17 protein-coding genes and 1 pseudogene are annotated in these 18,197 nt (G+C 63.1%); 6 read left to right on the top strand and 12 right to left on the bottom strand.

All coding sequences use genetic code 11. The features are described from left to right. The first annotated feature begins 295 nt into the window (after window positions 1-295). Both ACZ52D_RS16945 and ACZ52D_RS16940 read left to right on the top strand, forming a co-directional pair. On the top strand, window positions 296-1,531 hold the full coding sequence (locus tag ACZ52D_RS16945) for a putative DNA modification/repair radical SAM protein (protein WP_222455678.1): 1,236 nt from the start codon (window positions 296-298) through the stop codon (window positions 1,529-1,531). Continuing rightward, the gene (locus ACZ52D_RS16940; protein WP_464443460.1) at window positions 1,531-3,036 is read left to right on the top strand and encodes a UdgX family uracil-DNA binding protein; all 1,506 of its coding nucleotides are present in this window, start codon (window positions 1,531-1,533) and stop codon (window positions 3,034-3,036) included. Before ACZ52D_RS16945 ends, ACZ52D_RS16940 begins: the two co-directional genes overlap by 1 nt. 10 nt (window positions 3,037-3,046) lie before the next feature. Here the strand turns inward: ACZ52D_RS16940 and ACZ52D_RS16935 are convergent, their stop codons facing one another. Beyond that, a complete protein-coding gene (locus ACZ52D_RS16935) occupies window positions 3,047-3,898 on the bottom strand; it encodes a LysR family transcriptional regulator (protein ID WP_464443582.1) in 852 nt (283 codons plus the stop codon). A 221-nt stretch (window positions 3,899-4,119) separates the two neighbouring features. Here ACZ52D_RS16935 and ACZ52D_RS16930 point away from each other — a divergent pair, with 221 nt between their 5' ends. Beyond that, window positions 4,120-5,685 (top strand): trimethylamine methyltransferase family protein, encoded by a 1,566-nt coding sequence (locus ACZ52D_RS16930; protein ID WP_464443459.1) that lies wholly within the window; start codon window positions 4,120-4,122, stop codon window positions 5,683-5,685. A 47-nt stretch (window positions 5,686-5,732) separates the two neighbouring features. Then, a complete protein-coding gene (locus ACZ52D_RS16925) occupies window positions 5,733-7,778 on the top strand; it encodes an oxidoreductase (RefSeq protein WP_464443458.1) in 2,046 nt (681 codons plus the stop codon). Window positions 7,779-7,836: 58 nt separating this feature from the next. Here ACZ52D_RS16925 and ACZ52D_RS16920 read toward each other — a convergent pair whose 3' ends face one another. From ACZ52D_RS16920 to ACZ52D_RS16890, 7 genes are read right to left on the bottom strand one after another with little or no spacing between them, the layout of a single operon-like run. Then, window positions 7,837-8,178: a RidA family protein gene (locus ACZ52D_RS16920; protein ID WP_222455683.1), complete on the bottom strand. Its 342-nt coding sequence runs from the start codon at window positions 8,176-8,178 to the stop codon at window positions 7,837-7,839. 9 nt (window positions 8,179-8,187) lie between these two features. Beyond that, window positions 8,188-9,582, bottom strand: coding sequence for an FAD/NAD(P)-dependent oxidoreductase (locus ACZ52D_RS16915; protein ID WP_464443457.1), 1,395 nt, complete (start codon window positions 9,580-9,582; stop codon window positions 8,188-8,190). Continuing rightward, on the bottom strand, window positions 9,569-9,883 hold the full coding sequence (locus ACZ52D_RS16910; protein WP_464443456.1) for a (2Fe-2S)-binding protein: 315 nt from the start codon (window positions 9,881-9,883) through the stop codon (window positions 9,569-9,571). The genes ACZ52D_RS16915 and ACZ52D_RS16910 overlap by 14 nt, the downstream gene beginning before the upstream one ends. Next, window positions 9,858-10,958 carry an NAD(P)/FAD-dependent oxidoreductase gene (locus tag ACZ52D_RS16905; RefSeq protein WP_464443455.1) on the bottom strand — a complete coding sequence of 367 codons (1,101 nt, stop codon included), beginning with the start codon at window positions 10,956-10,958 and terminating at the stop codon, window positions 9,858-9,860. Before ACZ52D_RS16905 ends, ACZ52D_RS16910 begins: the two co-directional genes overlap by 26 nt. 60 nt (window positions 10,959-11,018) lie before the next feature. Continuing rightward, complete coding sequence (gene dctP / locus ACZ52D_RS16900) at window positions 11,019-12,011, bottom strand: TRAP transporter substrate-binding protein DctP (protein WP_464443454.1); 993 nt, start codon at window positions 12,009-12,011, stop codon at window positions 11,019-11,021. Window positions 12,012-12,043: 32 nt separating this feature from the next. Continuing rightward, a complete protein-coding gene (locus ACZ52D_RS16895) occupies window positions 12,044-13,342 on the bottom strand; it encodes a TRAP transporter large permease (RefSeq protein WP_464443453.1) in 1,299 nt (432 codons plus the stop codon). Next, entirely contained in the window at window positions 13,339-13,809 is a 471-nt protein-coding gene (locus ACZ52D_RS16890) for a TRAP transporter small permease (protein WP_464443452.1), read from the bottom strand. Before ACZ52D_RS16890 ends, ACZ52D_RS16895 begins: the two co-directional genes overlap by 4 nt. Window positions 13,810-13,921: 112 nt before the next feature. On the opposite strand from ACZ52D_RS16890, the gene ACZ52D_RS16885 reads away from it, so the two are divergent. Next, window positions 13,922-14,848, top strand: a complete 927-nt coding sequence (locus tag ACZ52D_RS16885) for a LysR family transcriptional regulator (RefSeq protein WP_464443451.1) — start codon at window positions 13,922-13,924, stop codon at window positions 14,846-14,848. A gap of 96 nt (window positions 14,849-14,944) precedes the next feature. Further along, window positions 14,945-15,223: pseudogene (locus tag ACZ52D_RS16880) on the top strand (transposase); the annotation flags it as partial. 233 nt (window positions 15,224-15,456) lie between these two features. On the opposite strand, the gene ACZ52D_RS16875 reads toward ACZ52D_RS16880, so the two are convergent. From ACZ52D_RS16875 to ACZ52D_RS16860, 4 genes are read right to left on the bottom strand one after another with little or no spacing between them, the layout of a single operon-like run. Next, complete coding sequence (locus ACZ52D_RS16875) at window positions 15,457-16,032, bottom strand: hypothetical protein (RefSeq protein WP_464443450.1); 576 nt, start codon at window positions 16,030-16,032, stop codon at window positions 15,457-15,459. A 26-nt stretch (window positions 16,033-16,058) separates the two neighbouring features. Then, a complete protein-coding gene (locus ACZ52D_RS16870; protein WP_417474027.1) occupies window positions 16,059-16,607 on the bottom strand; it encodes a biotin transporter BioY in 549 nt (182 codons plus the stop codon). Between the two features lies 1 nt (window position 16,608). Then, window positions 16,609-17,226 (bottom strand): energy-coupling factor transporter transmembrane component T family protein, encoded by a 618-nt coding sequence (locus tag ACZ52D_RS16865; protein ID WP_464443449.1) that lies wholly within the window; start codon window positions 17,224-17,226, stop codon window positions 16,609-16,611. Further along, a complete protein-coding gene (locus ACZ52D_RS16860) occupies window positions 17,201-17,923 on the bottom strand; it encodes an energy-coupling factor ABC transporter ATP-binding protein (protein ID WP_464443448.1) in 723 nt (240 codons plus the stop codon). Before ACZ52D_RS16860 ends, ACZ52D_RS16865 begins: the two co-directional genes overlap by 26 nt. Window positions 17,924-18,197 lie beyond the last annotated feature (274 nt).

The raw sequence follows: 18,197 nt of genomic DNA, 5'->3' as shown, positions 1-18,197 counted from the left end.
TTCACCGGACGCGAGTGTGCTGAAGCTAGAATGCAGAGCCTAGATGAGAAGCAGCGAACATGCAATTTCCTGCGCCTCGCGAGCCCGCGCGGCGACGCCGTGTCTTGCCCCGCCCTGCCCGCCTGACAAAGGCAAATGGTGACCGGACATGCGCCTTGGCAACTGTCGCTTCCGCACCCGCTGCGATCGGACGGGAACGCCTGAGCGGAGACGCAATGAGCGGATTTCCGTTACCCGACGGAATGACGATGCTTCTGCTCGTGACAAATGTCGCGTGAGAACATATATAGAACAAATGGCACGACAGACCCTGAAACAGAAACTGGAAATTCTCAGCGATGCGGCAAAATATGACGCCTCTTGCGCGTCATCCGGATCGACCAAGCGCCATTCCCGCGATGGCAAGGGGCTGGGGTCCAACGAAGGCAGCGGAATCTGCCATGCCTATGCGCCTGACGGCCGCTGTATCAGCCTGCTCAAGATCCTGATGACCAATTTCTGCATCTATGATTGCAGCTATTGCATAAACCGTGCCTCCTCCAACGTGCCCCGCGCCCGGTTCACCGTCGACGAGGTGGTGCGGCTCACGATAGAATTCTATCGGCGCAATTACATCGAAGGGCTGTTCCTGTCATCGGGCGTCATCCGCTCACCCGACGCGACGATGTCCGACATGGTGCAGATCGCTCGCAAACTGCGTCACGAGGAGAACTTTCGCGGCTACATACACCTCAAGACGATCCCCGACGCCGCGCCCGAGCTGATCAAGGAAGCGGGGTTGCTGGCCGACCGTTTGTCGATCAACGTCGAACTGCCCACGGATCAGGCGGTGCAGCAATATGCGCCAGAAAAGAAGCCGGAACAGATCCGCCGGGCGATGGCCAATGTGCGCATGACAAAGGAGGCCGGCAAGGACAAGTCGTTTACCGGCAAGCGCCCGCCCCGCTTTGCCCCCGCCGGACAGTCCACGCAGATGATCATCGGGGCCGACGGCTCCAACGATGCGACGGTGCTGGGGCAATCGACCCGACTTTACTCCAGCTACAAACTCAAGCGCGTCTACTACTCTGCCTTCTCGCCTATTCCCGACAGCTCTGCCAAGCTGCCGCTGATCCGGCCACCGTTGCAACGCGAACATCGCCTGTACCAGGCAGACTGGCTGCTGCGCTTTTACGATTTTCAGTTGGACGAGATCACGTCCGTCACACGGGACGGCAACCTGGATCTGGAGATCGACCCAAAGCTGGCTTGGGCCCTCGCGCACCGGGCAGTGTTTCCACTGGACGTCAACCGCGCCAGCCGCGAGATGCTGTTGCGGGTGCCGGGCTTCGGCGTCAGAACCGTCAACCGGATCCTCGCCAGCCGCCGCCACCGGACCCTCCGCTACGAAGACCTCCTGCGTATGGGGGCACAGATGAAGAAGGCCCGGGCCTTCATCACCGCAGGGGGCTGGACACCGGGAGCCTTGACCGACAGTGCGGATCTGCGCGCACGCTTTGCCCCGCCACCCGAACAATTGGCCCTGTTCTGATGCATCGGGTTACCCTGCCCCCTATCGGCACCTTCCGCGCATGGCGCGAGGCCGCCCGCAGTTTTCTCGCAGGGAACGTCCCGCCTGAGCAAATCCTTTGGGGCGATCATGCAACCGCCCCCGACCTGTTCAGCGACGACAGCCCATCGACGGACGGTGGCGCGGTATCGGTACCGCGCAGTTTCATTCAAATGGCCGAAACGGTTGTCTGGCACAGTGATCCGGAACGCTTTGCCTTCCTCTATGCCTTCCTGTGGCGGCTGAGAGAAACACCACACCAAAACCTGATGGCCGATCGGGGTGACCGCGATCTGGCAAGATTGCGCCGGATGGAGAAAAACGTGCGCCGGTGTCAGCACAAGATGAAGGCCTTTGTCCGCTTTCGCGAAATTGGCAGTGCAGGCGCGGCACGCCGCAGTTTTGCAGCCTGGTTCGAGCCAACCCATCACACTGTCGAGCCGACAGCGGATTTTTTCGTGCGCCGCTTCGCCGATATGGATTGGCGCATCCTGACGCCTGATGTGTCGGCTGTATTCGAGCAGGGCAAACTGTCGTTTTCCGAGGGGCACGCCAAGCCTGATCTGCCAGAGGATGCCAGTGAGGCACTGTGGATCACCTACTTCCAGAACATCTTCAATCCTGCGCGCCTCAAGGTGCAGGCAATGCAATCGGAAATGCCCAAGAAATATTGGAAAAACCTCCCCGAGGCCGCGTATATTCCGCAGATGATCGCCGATGCGCCGATGCGTGCCCGCGCCATGGCAGAGGCAGCGCCGACCCTGCCCCCTGCCCGCGTCGAACAGCTCAAGGCGCAATTGGCGTCCTGCAAATCTGCCTGGAGCGGACCCTCGGAAGCCTTGCCAAAGGCAATCCGAAGCTGCACGCGCTGCCCCCTGCATTGCAACGCAACGCAAGCCGTGCTCGGAGAAGGACCAGCCCAAGCCAACCTTATGATCGTGGGTGAACAGCCCGGCGAGATGGAGGATCTGAGTGGACGTCCGTTTGTAGGACCAGCGGGCCAGCTCTTCGACCAGGCCGCCGCCAAGGCCGGACTGGACCGCGAGACGGCTTATGTCACCAATGCTGTGAAGCATTTCAAGTTCTCTGTCCGCGGCAAGATGCGCATCCATCAACGGCCGGGTGTCGCCGAAATCGAACATTGTCGCTGGTGGCTTGATGCCGAAATCGCAACCGTTCGCCCCAAATTGATCTTGGCCTTGGGCGCCACCGCCGCGCGCAGCTTGACGGGGAAGGAAACCGGTCTTCACGCCCGGCGCGGCACCATCGAAACAGGCAGAGCGGGTCTGCCGGTCCTGATCACCTTTCACCCCGCCTACCTGTTACGGCTGTCAGAACCGGAGGTCCGCAAGCAGGCTGAAGCGCAATTCACGCAGGATCTGGCGTTGGCGGCGACCTTTGTCGCGCCGGACAAGGCCCCGGCACATAGCGATCATCTGCAAGCCCCATCCCAGGAGGCTCCGATCCCGAGACCGCGCGCACCCTGACACGTTGCGATCACGTGGCGCTCAGCAGCCAATCATAGACCAGCCGCGCCCGTTGCGAGGCATGGGGGGCCAACCTGATGTAGAAATTTTCCACCGTTTCGACACGGTCCGGCAGCAAAGGCACCAGCTCACCGCTCTCAAGATAGGTTTCGGTCAAGCCGACCCAGCCCAGAACCGCCCCCATGTCATCGCGCGCCGCCTGCAGGGCAATCACGTAATTGTTGACGCTGTGACTGTGCTTCACGGGCCCAGCGTACCCGAGATTTCGAAACCAGCCGGTCCAGTCGGTCCAGCCAGCCCCCGCGGATTCAAAATGTATCAGCGGCAGCTTTGCAAGATCCGCAGCCTGCTTGACCGGGTGCAGTTCGGCGAACCGCGGACTGCCGAGCGCCATGATCCGGTCATGAAACAAGGTGCTGCAATGGCCGGACTCACGCGGCTTGATACCGTAGTGAATACTGAGGTCGCAATCTTCCGCGCTTTGCTCGGTATCACTGACAATCTGGGCAACCGAGATATCGCCGTGTGATTTCCAAAACTGCGCAAGCTTGGGTGTCAGCCAGAGCGAACTGACCGCCGTGGTCACCCGTATCGTGACCGAGGCCCGGTGCGACCTCTGTCTGAGCTGGTCCACCGCATCTCCCATGGCTTCAAAGCCGCGTTGCAGCGCAACCAGCAAGTAGGCTCCCGTTTCCGTCAGCTCCACGCCACGATGGTGACGCCGAAACAACGGACATCGCAATTCGGCTTCCAGGGCCTTCACCTGATGGCTGATCGCCGCCGGGGTGACATTCAGTTCCCGCGCGGCAGCCTTGAAGCCGACATGGCGTGCCGCGGCCTCGAACGCGACAAGGCTATTCATCGGGGGAAGGTCGTAAGGTCGTTTGGCCAAGAATTCCTCATTCACGTTCGATCAACCGCACCACTATAGCGCAATTCTGACCGCTTTCGGACATTTTCAGATTACTTCATCTAAGCCTAGGTGAATTTTTCTGTCATTGCCGCCAATCGCGATTGTCCGCACGCTTCTTGCAACGGGAAAACGCAGTGCCCGCTGAAGCCCACTATTGAAAGGAGCGCGCCATGACCGAGGTTTCCACGACAAGAGCGCGCGGCCGACGCAGCCGCCCACATACCCGCCGCGACAGCGCTCCAGGTCAAAACCCGCATCTGCGCGTCCCCTTCATCACCCGCCGGATTCCCCCCTATGACCTTTTGGACGAAGAGGCACTCGTCAGAATCGAACAGGCCGCCGACCGTATTCTGGCCGAGATCGGCATGGAGTTTCGCGAAGACCCCGAAACGGTCGAGCTTTTCCGCCAAGCCGGTGGCAAGGTCCGCCAGGTATCGCCGGAAACCTGGAACATCACGTTTGAACCCGGCATGATCCGCGAAATCTTGCGAACTGCACCCTCACGGTTCACCCAGCACGCCCGCAATCCCGCGAATTCGGTCGAAATTGGCGGCGACGCGATGGTCTTTGCGCCCTCTTATGGGTCCCCCTTCGTGATGGATCTGGACAAGGGGCGGCGCTACGGCACGATCGAGGATTTCCAGAACCTGGTGAAGTTGGCGCAATCCTCGCCTTGGCTCCACCATTCTGGCGGGACGATCTGCGAACCGACGGACATTCCGGTCAACAAGCGTCATCTCGACATGGTCTACGCCCACATGCGGTACAGTGACCGCGCCTTTCTTGGCTCCATCACCGCACCGGAGCGCGCAAGGGACAGCATTGAAATGTGCCGCATCCTGTTCGGACCAGATTTCGTTGAACAGAACTGCGTCATTCTTGGGAACTTCAACACGACATCGCCACTGGTGCTTGACGGCATCACCACGCGCGGAATTCGCGAGTACGCCAGCGCCGGTCAAGGATCAATCCACTTGCCGTTCCTGCTTGGCGGTGCGGTATCGCCGCTGACAATGGCCGGGGCGATCGCCCAATGTCTCGCTGAATCAATGACCTCCTGCGCGCTCACCCAACTGGTTCGCCCCGGCGCACCAGCGGTGCTGGCCGGCTTTCTTTCCTCCATGTCTCTGCGCTCGGGCTCACCCACTTTCGGCACACCGGAACCGGCCCTTGGATCACTGGTCATGGGGCAGCTCGCCCGGCGGCTCGAGATGCCGCTGCGGTGTGCAGGCAATTTCAGCACCTCGAAACAACCCGATGCGCAGGCCATGCAGCAATCGATGATGTCGATGATGTCAGCGATACAGGGGGGCGCGAACTACATCCTGCATTCGGCAGGCTTTCTCGACGGTCTGCTCTCCATGTCCTACGAAAAATTCGTGATGGACACGGACATGTGCGGCGCTCTGCATGCCTATCTGAGAGGAATAGAGGTGACCGACGACACTCTCGGCGTGGAGGCGTTGGCCGAAAAGGGGCCCGGTGAACATCTGTTTGGCACCGAGCACACGCTGCGTCACTATCAATCCGCCTATTGGGACAGCGCCCTGAACGATGACCAGCCGTTCGAGAGCTGGGAAGAACAGGGAAGTATTGACGCCGCACAGCGCGCGAACACGCGCTGGAAGTCCATTCTGGACCAGTATGAAGCCCCGCCGATGAATGCAGACACGGACGAGGCTTTGCAGGATTTCATTGCCCGCAAGAAAGCCTCGATGAAGGATGCCTGGTACTGAAACCGCCCTCCTCAATCGCCGGCAAAGCACAACTCAAGGAAAGACCAATGTCCAAGGACCCGCTTTTGCAGCCCTTCCAGCTGAAACACCTGACGCTGAAAAACCGGATCATGACCACCAGTCACGAACCGGCTTATCCGGAAGACGGCATGCCGAAGGAACGCTATGCTGCCTACCACGCGGAACGGGCCAAGGCGGGTGTTGCCCTTGCCATGACAGCCGGCTCCGCCGCCGTCAGCAAAGACAGCCCGCCGGTCTTTAACAACATCCTCGCCTACCGAGATGAGGTGGTGCCGTGGATCAAGAAGCTGACCGACGCCTGCCACGAACACGGCTGCGCGGTGATGATTCAGCTGACCCACCTTGGCCGCCGCACCAACTGGAACAAGGGCGACTGGCTTCCTTCCGTCAGTTCTTCCAAACATCGCGAACCGGCCCACAAGGCATTTCCAAAGCTGGCCGAAGATTGGGATATCGAGCGGATCATCTCGGACTTTGCCGACGCTTCCGAACGCATGAAGGAAGGCGGCATGGACGGTATCGAATTGCAGGTCTACGGGCATCTGCTTGACCAGTTCTGGTCACCGCTGACCAATGATCTGGATGGGCCTTATGGCGGGCAGAACCTGGAGAGCCGTCTGAAACTTCCGTTCGAGGTGCTGCGGGGAATCCGCAAACGCGTCGGCGATGATTTCATCGTTGGCCTGCGCTACACCGCGGACGAGGCCGAGGCAGGCGGGATCACGCCCGAAGAAGGCCTCGAGATTTCCAAACGTCTCGCCGACAGCGGCATGGTCGACTTCTTGAATGTGATCCGCGGGCGTATTCACACCGACCCCGCCATGACCGACGTGATCCCCGTCCAGGGTATGAAGAATGCGCCGCACCTCGATTTCGCCGGCGCGGTGAAGGAGGCGACCGGGATGCCCACCTTCCACGCCGCCAAGATTCCGGACGTACCCACCGCACGCCATGCGGTGCAGGCAGGTTTGCTTGACATGGTCGGCATGACGCGCGCCCATATGGCCGACCCCCATATCGTGCGGAAGATCACCGAAGGCCGTGAGGATGACATCCGCCCCTGCGTTGGCGCGACCTACTGTCTCGACAGGATCTATCAGGCGGGCGACGCGCTGTGCATTCATAACGCGGCAACCGGGCGCGAGCTGACCATGCCGCATGATTTGACCACCGCGGAGCAGAAAAAGAAGGTTGTGATCGTTGGGGCTGGACCGGGCGGACTCGAGGCGGCGCGTGTGGCCGCCGAACGCGGTCACGAGGTGACGGTCTTCGAGGCCCAACCCGACCCCGGCGGACAAGTACGCCTGACCGCGCTGAGCCCGCGCCGACGGGAAATGATCTCAATCATCGACTGGCGCATGGCACAATGCGCGGCACGGGATGTCGAATTCCGGTTCAACACCTGGGCAGAGGCAGAGGACGTGACCGCGCTGGACCCTGATGTGGTAATCGTTGCAACAGGCGGCTTGCCCAACACGGAACTGTTTGAAAGCGGACGGCAACAGGACCTCGTGGTGACCAGCTGGGACCTGATCTCAGGCGACGTGAAACCGGGGCAGAACGTGCTGATCTATGACGAAAGCGGCGATCACCCCGGCTTGCAAGCAGCAGAAGTGGCAGCCAATGCCGGTGCATCGGTCGAGGTTATGACACCAGACCGGGTCTTTGCGCCGGACATCATGGCGATGAACCTCGTACCTTACATGCGCGCCCTACAGGACAAGGACGTGACCTTCACCGTGACCCGCCGACTGCTTGACGTCAGCCGCGACGGGAACCTGCTGAAGGCAACGATCGGCACCGACTACAGCGACTTCACGTCGGAAAAGAGCTACGATCAGATTGTGGTGAACTATGGCACGCTGCCGCTTGATGACCTCTATTTCGACCTCAAGCCCCTGTCCGTCAACGGAGGAGCCGTCGACTACGATGCGCTGATCGAAGGGCGTCCTCAGACCGTGCAACGCAACCCCGGCGGCTCGTTCCAGCTATTCCGCATCGGCGACGCCGTCAGCGCCCGCAACACCCACGCAGCGATTTACGACGCGCTGCGCCTGGTGAAGGATATCTGACCCTCCTGTATCCGCACTTTGCTCTCGTAAGGTAGGTTAGCAAGGAACGAATATGGAGTTAGTCGCAGGCCGCTGTCACGATGATCTCGACCTTCAGATCGGGGCGCGCAAGCCGGGCTTCGCCACAGGCGCGGGCGGGGGCATGGCCTTCCGGCACCCATGCGTCCCAGACCTCGTTCATCTCGTCGAAGTCCTTCATGTCGGCGAGCCACACGATTGCCTGAAGGATCTGCCGCGGTGAGGAGCCTGCCTTCTCCAGCAGCGCCTCGACGCGGGCAAGGCAGTCGCGGGTCTGTTCGGCCACGGTGGCGCCATCGCCGACCTGGCCGCACAGGTAGGCTACGCCATTGTGCTTCACGATCTTGCTCATGCGGGGGCCGGTATCGATCCGTTCGATCATCTTTCTCTCCTATTCGGCGGCATGTGAAGGCAGCTCGTCCATCGCGGCGAGCTCGCCAAGTGTTACCGGTTTTATCGGCGGCCGGATACGGTAATAGCCGGTCTCGTCCGGGGATTGTCCATGGGCATCGGCAAGCAGCGCGGTCACGGTCAGCCCGCAGTAGCGGCCCTGGCAGGGGCCCATTCCGGCCCGGCTGAAGGCCTTGGCCTGATTGGGGCCGAGGCAGCCGAGCCGGGCGTGGCTGCGGATGCTGCCCGCGGTCACTTCCTCGCAGCGGCAGACGATGGTGCCGTCGGCAGGCTGCAAGGCCTCTGCATAGGGCGGATAGGTCGCATCCAGGAAGGGGCGTACCGCGGTTTCCCGGCTGCGGGCGCGCAGAAGCGGGCGGGCAAGGCGGTCGCGTTCCGGGGCAGAGATCCGCCCCAGTTCCTCCGCGGCCTTCAGAGCGGCGATGCGGCCTGCGTATTCGGCGGCCATGGCGCCGTGGATGCCGGCCCCGTCGCCCGCGATTAGGATGCCGGGTTTGGCGGTTTCCCCCCATGCGCCGGTTTCCGGCACAAAGCAGTGCTGCGCAGGGCACCACAGGTGCGGCACGCCGATCGAGCGAGCGGCCTGGGTGTTCGGCACCACGCCGTGGTGCAGCAGGACGGTGCCGCAGGGGATGCGGTGCGTCCGGCCGTTGCAGCGGAAGGTCAGGGCTTCGGCCGCGGTGCCGCCTTCCACGGCAATCGCCGTTGCGCCAGTATGGCGGGGCACGCCGGCGCGCCGGATTTCCGCCAGCAGCTTCAGCCCCTTGGCGAGGTAGCGCCAGCCGCGCAGCGCCCCGGGCAGGTGGCGGCCTGCCGCACGCAGGCTCGCCCGGGTCTGGGTCTCGACCAGTGCCAGCGGCGGCGTGCCCGCGCGCACCATCTGGGCGGCGATGAGGTAGAGCAGCGGCCCGCTCCCCGCGAGCACCGCACGGCGGGGCAGCACACCCGATTGCTTCAACAGGATCTGCGCCGCTCCGGCCGTCATCACCCCCGGCAGGGTCCAGCCGGGCACCGGCATGGGACGCTCCAGCGCGCCGGTGGCCAGGATCACCCGGCCGGCCTCCAGCTGGCCGCCGCGGCCGTCGCGGGTGAAGGAGATGCGCAAGCCGTCCTCAACCGCCCAGACGACGGTGCCGGGCAGGTAGCGGATCTCCGGCCGGGCGATCCCCGCCGTCAGAGAGGCGCCATGCAGATAATCCGGCCCCAGTATCGCGCCGCGCGGTCCGGCGGCGCGGTCCACCTCGCGGTAGATCTGCCCGCCGGGGCGGTTCTGCTCGTCCAGAAGGGCGACGTCCAGCCCTCTTTGCGCGGCCTCTGCGGCGGCGGCCATGCCGGCCGGCCCGGCGCCGATGATGGCAAGGTCAAAGCGTTCCATCGCGCACCTCTGCTGCGTCTTCATGCGGGCGTGAAATGCGCAGGCCGTCTTCGGCCTCCATCATGCAGGCCTGGCGCAGGGTGCCGCCGGTTTCCACCAGGCATTCGAAACAGGCTCCCATCATGCAGTACGGAGCCCGGGGCGCGCCGGATACCGGCGTGTGCCGGAACACCTGCACGCCGGCGGCCAGCAGCGCGGCGGCAAGGTTGGCCCCCTCGGGCACATCGAGCGGCTGGCCGTCGAACCAGATCCGCACGCGGGGGGCGTCTTCCAGCTCAAGAAACAGGGAATCGGTCTTCACTGAACACCTCCAGATCGGGGGCTGCGGATGTGCCTTCCAGCCAGTCCGGCAGGAACAGCGCGTGCGCCGCGGCCAGGGTGATGCCGCTGTGGCAGGTGACGAGGTAGGCCCCGGGCAGTTCCGGGCTTTCCTGGTAGATCGGCAGCCCGTCCGGCGTCAGGATGCGCAGCGCGCCCCAGCTGCGCACCAGCTGCGCACGGGCAAGCGCCGGATAGGCCGCCACGGCTTCGGCCGCGAGCCGGGACAGCCCCGGCTGGGTCACCCTGTCATCCAGCCCGGCCTCCTCGTTGGTGGCACCGATCTGGATACCGCCCTCGTCCACCTGACGGGCGATCAGCGAGGGCCGGTGGATCATCTTCGGCAGCTTCTCGGTGATCAGGACCTGGCCGCGCTGCGGCCGCACCGGCGCCTTGAAGCCCAGCTTCGGCCCCAGCTCCATCGCGCCAAGGCCCGCGGACAGGATGACCTTTCCAGCCGTCACCACGGTGCCGTCCCCGCAGCTCACACGGAAGCCATCCGGCTTGGCTACGCCGGTGACGGTCTTGCCATTCAAGACCCGGCCGCCCCGCCTGCGGACGTCCTCGGCCAGCGTTTGCAGCAGCCGCAGCGGATTTGCGTGGCCGTCCTGGTGATGCAGGATCGCGCCCGCAACCTTGGGACCGATATGCGGCTCCTCGCGGCTCAGCGCGTTGCGGCCCAGCACCTCAAATGGGTAGTTGCCGCCAAGCTTCTCCTTCAGCGTTTCGTATTGGGCGACGGTGGAATAAAGCGTCTCTTCGGAGAAATGCAGGTCATAGCCGCCGTTCTGCTCCAGCCCGACGGAGCGGCCGGTGCCGTCTTCCAGCTCGGCGGCGAAACCGGCCCAGGCCGCAGCGGACTGCTGGCTCCAACTGGCGTAACGCGGCTGTTTCATGCCCTTGGACTGCACCCAGACCAGGCCGAAGTTGCCGCGGCTGGCCTGGAACGCGCCGTCGCCGCCATCCAGAACCGTGACGCGCTTGCCGCGCCTGAGCAGCCCCCAGGCTACCGACAGGCCGACAACGCCGCCGCCGATCACTGCATAATCTGCTTCCATTCTGCCATCTCTCCGGGATTGGGTGCGGGGCGGCGCGGTGCCGCCCCCTCCGGCCGCGGGTTACTTGCCAATCTTGTCCAGAATGTCCTGGCCCCACTCGGCGCCCACGTCTTCCAGAACCACCGGCCAGACCTCGCTGCGCACCTTGGCGGCCATCGCTTCGCGCTCGGCGTCGCTCAGCTCGACGACCTTGGCGCCAAGCTCGCCCGCCAGCCGCTGCTCCCATTTGCGCTGGTCCTCTTCAGCCACGGTCCAGCGCTTGGCCTCGAACTCGGCCGCGGCGGTCTTCAGCGCTTCCTGATCCTCCGCGTCCAGTTCCGCCAGCGACTGGTTGGAGATGATCATGTACCAGACCTCGAAATGGGTATTGGCGGGCACATAGGCCTTGGTCACATCGCGGAAGGAGGCATAGTAGCCTTCGGCGCCGGAGCCGATCACGCCGTCGACAACGCCGGTCTGGATCGCGGTGAAGGCTTCGGAGAAGGGGATCGGCGAGGGGATGTATCCAAGTGCCTCACCTGTCATCTGGAAGCTCTTGATGCCAGGCACCCGGACCTTGATGCCGTTCGGCTGCGATGGATCGCCCGGGTTGACCGGGTCGGTGTTCAGCGCGATGCCGCCGAAATACACCGGATAGGCCGCCAGCATGGTGATGTCCTGCTTGGCGTAAAGCTCTGCCATCACCTCGCGCACCGGGCCTTCAGGACCGTAGATCGCGCGCGCTTCCTCCCAGTTGCTTGCAAGGTAGGGGAAGGAGCTGATCTGCATCCGGCGATCAGCGGCCGCGGCGGCAGGCTGGGTCGCCATGTCGATGGCGCCGACGCTGATGCGTTCCTGCACCGTGGTGTAGTCCCCCAGCGCGGATGCCGGGAAGATGTTGATCGACACATCGCCGCCGGTGGCCTCGTTCACCTCGGCGGCAAAGGCACGCAGCTCCTTGTCGATGGTGGTATCCTGCGGCCGCACGTGGCTCATCTTCAGGTCGGCGGCCGAGGCAAGGCCTGCGAGCGACATCAGCGCGGCGGCTGCGGTGCCGGTCAGAAAGTGTTTCATGGGTGGTCTCCTCCGTTGGTATCAGGGGTGGGTCAGTAGCCGAAGAGGCGCGGCAGAAAGAGCGACAGGTCGGGCCAGAGCGAGGTCAGGAAAACCACCGGCACATAGCCTGTCAGGATCAGGATCATCGCGGGCGGGATCACCTTGGTGACTTTCACGTTGCCGATCCGCGCGCCCAGGTAGAGGATCGAGGCATAAGGCGGGGTGACGCCGCCCATCGCGGTGTTCACGCCCATGATCGCAGCGAACTGGACCGGCGAGACACCGATCGCCTGCATCAGCGGAAGCAAGAGCGGCGCGATCAGGATGATGGCTGTGACATCGTTCACCACCATGCCGACCAGGAACAGCAGGATGTTGACGAAGATCAGCAGCAGCACCTTGTTTTCGGTGATCTCAAAGATCGCGCTGACCATTTTCTGCGGGATCGCCTCGTAGACGAACATCTGGCTCAGGATCATCGAAAACAGGATCATCACCATGATCGCGCCGACCGCGGTTGCGGCTTCTTTGCCTGCGTCAAGAAAGCTGTCCCATTTCAGCCCCTTGTAGATGAAGAAGCCGACCGGCACCGCGTAGATCACCGACAGGGCCGCGGCCTCGGTCGGGGTCATGATGCCGCCGTAGATACCGCCCAGGATGATCACCGGCATCAACAGCGCCGGGGTGGCGTTGAAGCCTTTCTTCGCCACGTCGCCGGCCAGCTGCGAAACGCTGGGCACATCGTCCAGCACCAGGTCGAACTTGCGGCTCATCCACAGGTTCATGGCCGAGAAGTTGAACATGATGAGCAGGCCCGGCCCCAGCGTCGCGAGGAAGCAGGCGAGGATCGAGGTGTCAGTGACCCAGCCATAGACGATCATGGTGACCGAGGGCGGGATCAGCAGCCCGAGGATCGAGGAATTGGCAATCAGCGCGGTGGCGTATTCGCGCGGATAGCCGCGCTTTTCCATTTCGGGGATCAGCAGCGGGCCGATGGCGGCGATGCCGGTAAGCCCCGAGCCGGAGATCGCGCCGATGATGGCGCAGCTGACCGCCGCCACAACGCCAAGGCCGCCGCGGACATGGCCGATGAAGGCATTCACGAAGTTCAGCAGAGAGGCGGCGATGCCGCTGGCCGACATGATGGTGCCTGCCAGCACGAACAGCGGAATGGCCAACAGAACCGGGTTCCCCAGCTGCTGGGATCCCCAGAGCATCATGCCTTTCATGGTCACGTCGCCGAGGAAGTACATGATCATGAGGGCGGCGCCGAAACAGTAGGGCAGCGGCACGCCGAGGGTCAGGGTCAGCACCAGAACGGCAATGGCAAGAAGGGCGATCTCGATCATTTTGCGGCTCCCGCGCGCAGGGCATTGACGTGGCGCAGCAGGTGCAGCGCGGTGTAGAGCATCATCAGGGCCAGTCCGACCACCAGCGCTGCTTCGGAATAGAATGTCGGCAGGTAGAGCGTCGGGCTCTCCTTCCAGACCCGCCAGGCGTAAAGGGTGTAATCCCACGCCCAGCTCAGCAGCCACAGGCCGACGATCAGGCTGATGATTTCACCGATGATCGCCAGTACGGTGTGGCCGCGCTCTGTCTTGATGGCGATCTCCAGGACGTTGGCGCGGATATGGGTATCCTCGCGCGAGGCGTTCACGGCACCAAGGATATACAGCCAGATGGTGGGATAGAGCATGGTCTCCTCCAGCCCCATCACCGGGATCTGCAGCACGTAGCGGGTGACGACCTGCACGAACTGCCCCAGGGCCACCAAACAGATCAGACCTGTCAGCAGATATTTGGAAAATGTGTCCATCGGTCCTCCCTCCCGTGGTCCCGCAGCGTGTCTGACGGATTTGGCTGGACACAGGGCATAAAATCAATTTCAAAATATCTGTGACTCCATCAATTTGCTTAATGGGCCGGGCATGAACTTTTCCCTCCGCCAGATATTCACCTTCCGGGAAGTCATGCGCAGCGGCTCCATTTCCCAGGCGGCGCGCACCGTCGGGCGCACCCAACCTGCTGTCAGCACGATGATTTCGACGCTGGAGGGCGAACTGGGCTTCAGCCTGTTCGTGCGCGATCAGGGCAAGCTCATTCCGACGCCGGAAGCGCGGTTTTTTCTCGAGGAATGCGAAACCGTTCTGGAGCGGATAGAGCGCATCGAACGCACGGTGAACAAAATCCGCACGCACGAGGCAGGCAAGTTGCGTGTCGCCTGCCACCCGGCGGCGGCCGGAATGTTCATGCCGCGAATTCTAACGGAGTTCCTGCAAGGCAAGGATGAGTTGGAAGTCTCGCTGATTATGCGCTCGTCGGACGTGATCGAAGACCTGATTGCCTCGCAGCAATTCGACATCGGCTTTGCCGAGACACCACTGCCCCGCCCTTCCGTGAAACAGATGGATTTCGATCTCGAATGTGTGTGCGTCGTTCCAGCCGACGATCCACTTGCGACAGCCGAGGAGATCACGCCGCAGGATTTGGACGGTCAGCCGATGGCGGTTCTGTTCGACAAGCACCCGTTGACGGTCCGGACAGAAGCGGCATTTCGAAAAAGCGGATACCGCTTCCGCAAGCGGCTGGAGCTGCGAACCTGGGCACCGGGCCTGCAATTCGTCGCCGCGGGCATGTGCTACATGATCTGCGACATGATCACCGGCTACAGCTGCCTCCAGCAGCGGCAGACCACTAGAGAGCTCGCGATCCGCCCGTTCCGCCCTCGGATCAGCACCAGCGTCTCGATCCTGACACCGGGCTACGCAACACAGTCCCTAACGTCAAAAGCCTTCACAACCCATCTATGCGAAGCCATTGGAAATATGCAGACTGAACTGCACAACAGCCTTTAGGGCCAGGATGCATTTATTTTCAACGCGCTGCGTGACTCACGGCTCGGAAATCGCAGCCGTGACATCAGCGCCCTTTAATGGCTGACCTGCGCGCAAATGGCTGTGCTTACCCCCTTCCTCCCGAAGTCACATGGCAAGCGACCGGTGGATGATAGACGGGTTCTGAGCGGGCTGTTCTGCATTGGTCGCAATAGATTCTGATGGCGGGATCCGCCGCGGGAATGTGGTCCGAAAAAGACGCGTCACGGCTCATGAAAGCGTTGGAGCGAGAAAAGCATCTTCGCGCAGATGAAGATCGCACTGGCCGCCGAGCACGGCGAGGAAGAGACCGTGATCGTAGACGCGACCTATTTGAAGGCGCATCGCACTGCGACCGGCAACTGTTGGTCATGACTCCTGACCCTAGGTATCCCAGCAAGTAAACACACTGGCGCTGAGATACGGTATGCGTGTTCATACACGAAACCGTTCCTGGCCGGATCAGGTTCGATGGGTCAGCGCATTTGCCACTCTCAGCGCCTCACGCGGGGCACGCCTACGGTAGGGCTGAATAGTCGGCAGGTTATGACGCGGCACCGGCCTGTCAGGGGGAACGGTCGGCGCGGCGCTCAGCGCTCTACCCGAATCTGGTCACTGGCGTGGATCACACCGTCCTGCACGATCCGGCAGAGCACGCCGCGCAGGCGCAGCGGGCGGTTGGGCTTGTGGTTGATCCACGCAAGACTGTCGGCACCGTAGCGGTCGCGCCATTTGGCGCAGCCGGTGTTGAACTTGTCCGAAACCTCGAGCACAGCGCTGCCCACATGCAGGCGAGTGCCGGTGGGCAGGTTAGCCTCGCTCATATCGAGGTCCGCCACCATGGTGTCGCCGGGATGCACGGTATTGGTGCGGTCGCGCCAGCACAGGTCCATCACCCGCCGCGGCAGGATCGAGACCTGAATGCGCGGGTCCGGGCTGCCGTCGGGCAGGGTCAGCCAGGGAGCTTTCAACCAGCGCTCATCTGCGATGCCGCCTGCCACGGTCAGATGCAGCTGCTCCGGAAAGCGGCGTTCGCCATAGGCGGGGCGAAAACACAGGCTGTCGATGGCGGCCACGTCGCGCGGCGCCGCCAGAATATGCGGCAGCGCCGCGTCGCATTCGGCGCGGGTTGCGAAGGCGGAGCGCTTGCTTGGGTCTGTGGTCATCTGGCTGCCCTCCGCCGGCCTGTGGATCAGCTGCGCGACAGTACGCTGGCGGGGCGGGCCTTGTACAGCGCGCCGGTGATCAGCCCGGCCACCACGGCCTTGATCAGATCCCCCGGCACGAAGGGTGCCATGACGGTCAGCAGGGATTCCCCCAGACCGGCGGGTTTCATCAGCATGTAATAGGGCACCGCTGCCAGATACATCGCGCCGATGCCGCCGATCACAGCTGCGACGATGGCGATCACGGTGATATTGCCGCGCTGCCAGGTCTGCATCACCAGACCGGCGACAAAGGCCGCAAGTGGGAAGCCGATGTAGAAGCCTGCCCAGGGAGTTGTGAACACACCCAACCCGCCGCGACCGCCGGTCAGCAGCGGCAGACCCGCCGCCACCAGCAGCAGAAACAAAAGCACTGCTAGCGCGCCGCGCTTGGCGCCGAGCACGGTACCACAGAGCATGACTCCCATGCTTTGGGCGGTGATCGGGATGCCGCTGGCCAAAGTCAGCTTGGGCAAGAGGCCAAGCGCGGCGATCATCGCGGTGAACAGGGCGATCAGGACGACATTGCGTTCCATGTCAGGGTTTCTCCTTGGTTTCCAGAATGCCTCCGCGGGCGCGCAATGCGTCGGCCAGGTGGTCGGCATCGTCGAGGGCTAGCAGGGTAAAGGGGACCACCACCCGCCATCCGGGGCGGCGGCGGGAGCGGGCGCGCCAGGCGTCTGTCAGGCGCTGGCCGTTGGTAATCAATGTGGGTAGCAGGCGGATCACCAGCGCAATCGCCAGTTCCATCGCGCGGGTGTTCAGCCCCAGCCGCCGCAAGGGCGTGGCGAGCCAGCGAAACACCGCGATCATCTCGGACAAGGCGGTGGTCATGGTGACCAGATTGGCCAGCCCGACGGTGGTCAGCAGGCGCAGGATGAACTGGGCACCCTCGCCGTAGGTGGCGGTGAGGCCATGCCAGAGCGCGAGAATCACCACAAAGGGCCAGAGCACCCGCAGCCGCTCCATGCCGCTGAGGAAAAACCGTTTTCCCGGCAGCGCATACAGCCCCAGCATCGCAAGCGCCGCCAGCGTCTGAAGGCGCAGGTCGCTGAGCATGAACAAGCCAAAGGTGGCCGCCGCCAAGAGGCCAAGCTTGCCCCCGGCGGGCCAGTCGTGGGCGCGGGTTCTAACCGGCGAGGTGAGCGAGATCATCGGCCCCTCCCTGATCATGCATCGCAGCCAGGTAGGCCGCCATCACCTCGTCCCGCGGGCCGGACTGGCGCAGCTGCCCCTGATCGATCCAGACCAGATGGTCGTAATCTGCCAGATCTGCCGGGTCGTGGGTGATATGCAGCAGGCTGCCCTGATAGAGACGCAAGTAGCGGTTCAGCTGCGCCTTGGTTGGGATGTCGAGCCCGGCAAAGGGTTCGTCCAGCACCACCAGCCGCGGGTTCATCGCCACCACCGCCATCAGGCAGACCAGATGTTTCTGCCCCTGCGACAGGGTGTTTACATAGGCCTCCTGCCAGTGTTGCAGCCCAAAGCGGGCCAACACCGCGGCGGCGGCGGTTTTGGCCTCGGCCTTGCTCTGGCCCTGCTGTTCGAGCCCAAAGGCCAGCTCCTCGCCGACGGTGGGGAAGATGATCTGATGCTCGGGGTTCTGAAACAGAATGCCGACCTCATCCAGCGCGGCACGGCGGTCGCGGGCGAGGTCATGCCCGTTGACGCGGATCTCGCCGCTGCTGGGACGGGTCAGACCGGCGATCAGGCGGGCCAGAGTTGATTTGCCGGAGCCATTGCGCCCAACGATCCCGATCCGGCGCTGGCACAGGTCCAGACTCAGGCCGTGCAGGATGGTCTTGCCTTCGACGGTAAAGACGAGGTCGCAAAGCTCGATCCGGCTGGTCATGGTCTGTGGTCTTTCCGCTGCCTCTCAATCTGGGGCGGACCCTTGGACTGCGGCTGCGCAAATATCAAGCATTTCCTGCTCTAAGGCGCCGCGGCTTCGGCAGATCTGTTGCTGATGCTGAGGATGGCAGTGTCAGCCTATTGAAGGGCAGCGCTAGCCGCAAAGTAACCGCGGTAGCGGATATTCGTATGATTATTAGCGGCTGGGAAACGAGGTGGTGGAGCGTCGCATTGGCTAGGATAGCGCCGAGCTGCTTGCCCGGCAGGAACAGGAG

The organism is Leisingera sp. S2M4 (assembly GCF_055398055.1).
This window is presented reverse-complemented; position numbering and strand designations above follow the sequence as displayed.

What these genes read in the sequence shown, in the direction of transcription:
- ACZ52D_RS16945 (WP_222455678.1), top strand. Translation starts at nt 296, where the DNA reads ATGGCACGACAGACCCTGAAACAGAAACTGGAAATTCTCAGCGATGCG.
- ACZ52D_RS16940 (WP_464443460.1), top strand. Translation starts at nt 1,531, where the DNA reads ATGCATCGGGTTACCCTGCCCCCTATCGGCACCTTCCGCGCATGGCGC.
- ACZ52D_RS16935 (WP_464443582.1), bottom strand. Translation starts at nt 3,898, where the DNA reads ATGAATAGCCTTGTCGCGTTCGAGGCCGCGGCACGCCATGTCGGCTTC.
- ACZ52D_RS16930 (WP_464443459.1), top strand. Translation starts at nt 4,120, where the DNA reads ATGACCGAGGTTTCCACGACAAGAGCGCGCGGCCGACGCAGCCGCCCA.
- ACZ52D_RS16925 (WP_464443458.1), top strand. Translation starts at nt 5,733, where the DNA reads ATGTCCAAGGACCCGCTTTTGCAGCCCTTCCAGCTGAAACACCTGACG.
- ACZ52D_RS16920 (WP_222455683.1), bottom strand. Translation starts at nt 8,178, where the DNA reads ATGATCGAACGGATCGATACCGGCCCCCGCATGAGCAAGATCGTGAAG.
- ACZ52D_RS16915 (WP_464443457.1), bottom strand. Translation starts at nt 9,582, where the DNA reads ATGGAACGCTTTGACCTTGCCATCATCGGCGCCGGGCCGGCCGGCATG.
- ACZ52D_RS16905 (WP_464443455.1), bottom strand. Translation starts at nt 10,958, where the DNA reads ATGGAAGCAGATTATGCAGTGATCGGCGGCGGCGTTGTCGGCCTGTCG.
- dctP (WP_464443454.1), bottom strand. Translation starts at nt 12,011, where the DNA reads ATGAAACACTTTCTGACCGGCACCGCAGCCGCCGCGCTGATGTCGCTC.
- ACZ52D_RS16895 (WP_464443453.1), bottom strand. Translation starts at nt 13,342, where the DNA reads ATGATCGAGATCGCCCTTCTTGCCATTGCCGTTCTGGTGCTGACCCTG.
- ACZ52D_RS16890 (WP_464443452.1), bottom strand. Translation starts at nt 13,809, where the DNA reads ATGGACACATTTTCCAAATATCTGCTGACAGGTCTGATCTGTTTGGTG.
- ACZ52D_RS16885 (WP_464443451.1), top strand. Translation starts at nt 13,922, where the DNA reads ATGAACTTTTCCCTCCGCCAGATATTCACCTTCCGGGAAGTCATGCGC.
- ACZ52D_RS16875 (WP_464443450.1), bottom strand. Translation starts at nt 16,032, where the DNA reads ATGACCACAGACCCAAGCAAGCGCTCCGCCTTCGCAACCCGCGCCGAA.
- ACZ52D_RS16870 (WP_417474027.1), bottom strand. Translation starts at nt 16,607, where the DNA reads ATGGAACGCAATGTCGTCCTGATCGCCCTGTTCACCGCGATGATCGCC.
- ACZ52D_RS16865 (WP_464443449.1), bottom strand. Translation starts at nt 17,226, where the DNA reads ATGATCTCGCTCACCTCGCCGGTTAGAACCCGCGCCCACGACTGGCCC.
- ACZ52D_RS16860 (WP_464443448.1), bottom strand. Translation starts at nt 17,923, where the DNA reads ATGACCAGCCGGATCGAGCTTTGCGACCTCGTCTTTACCGTCGAAGGC.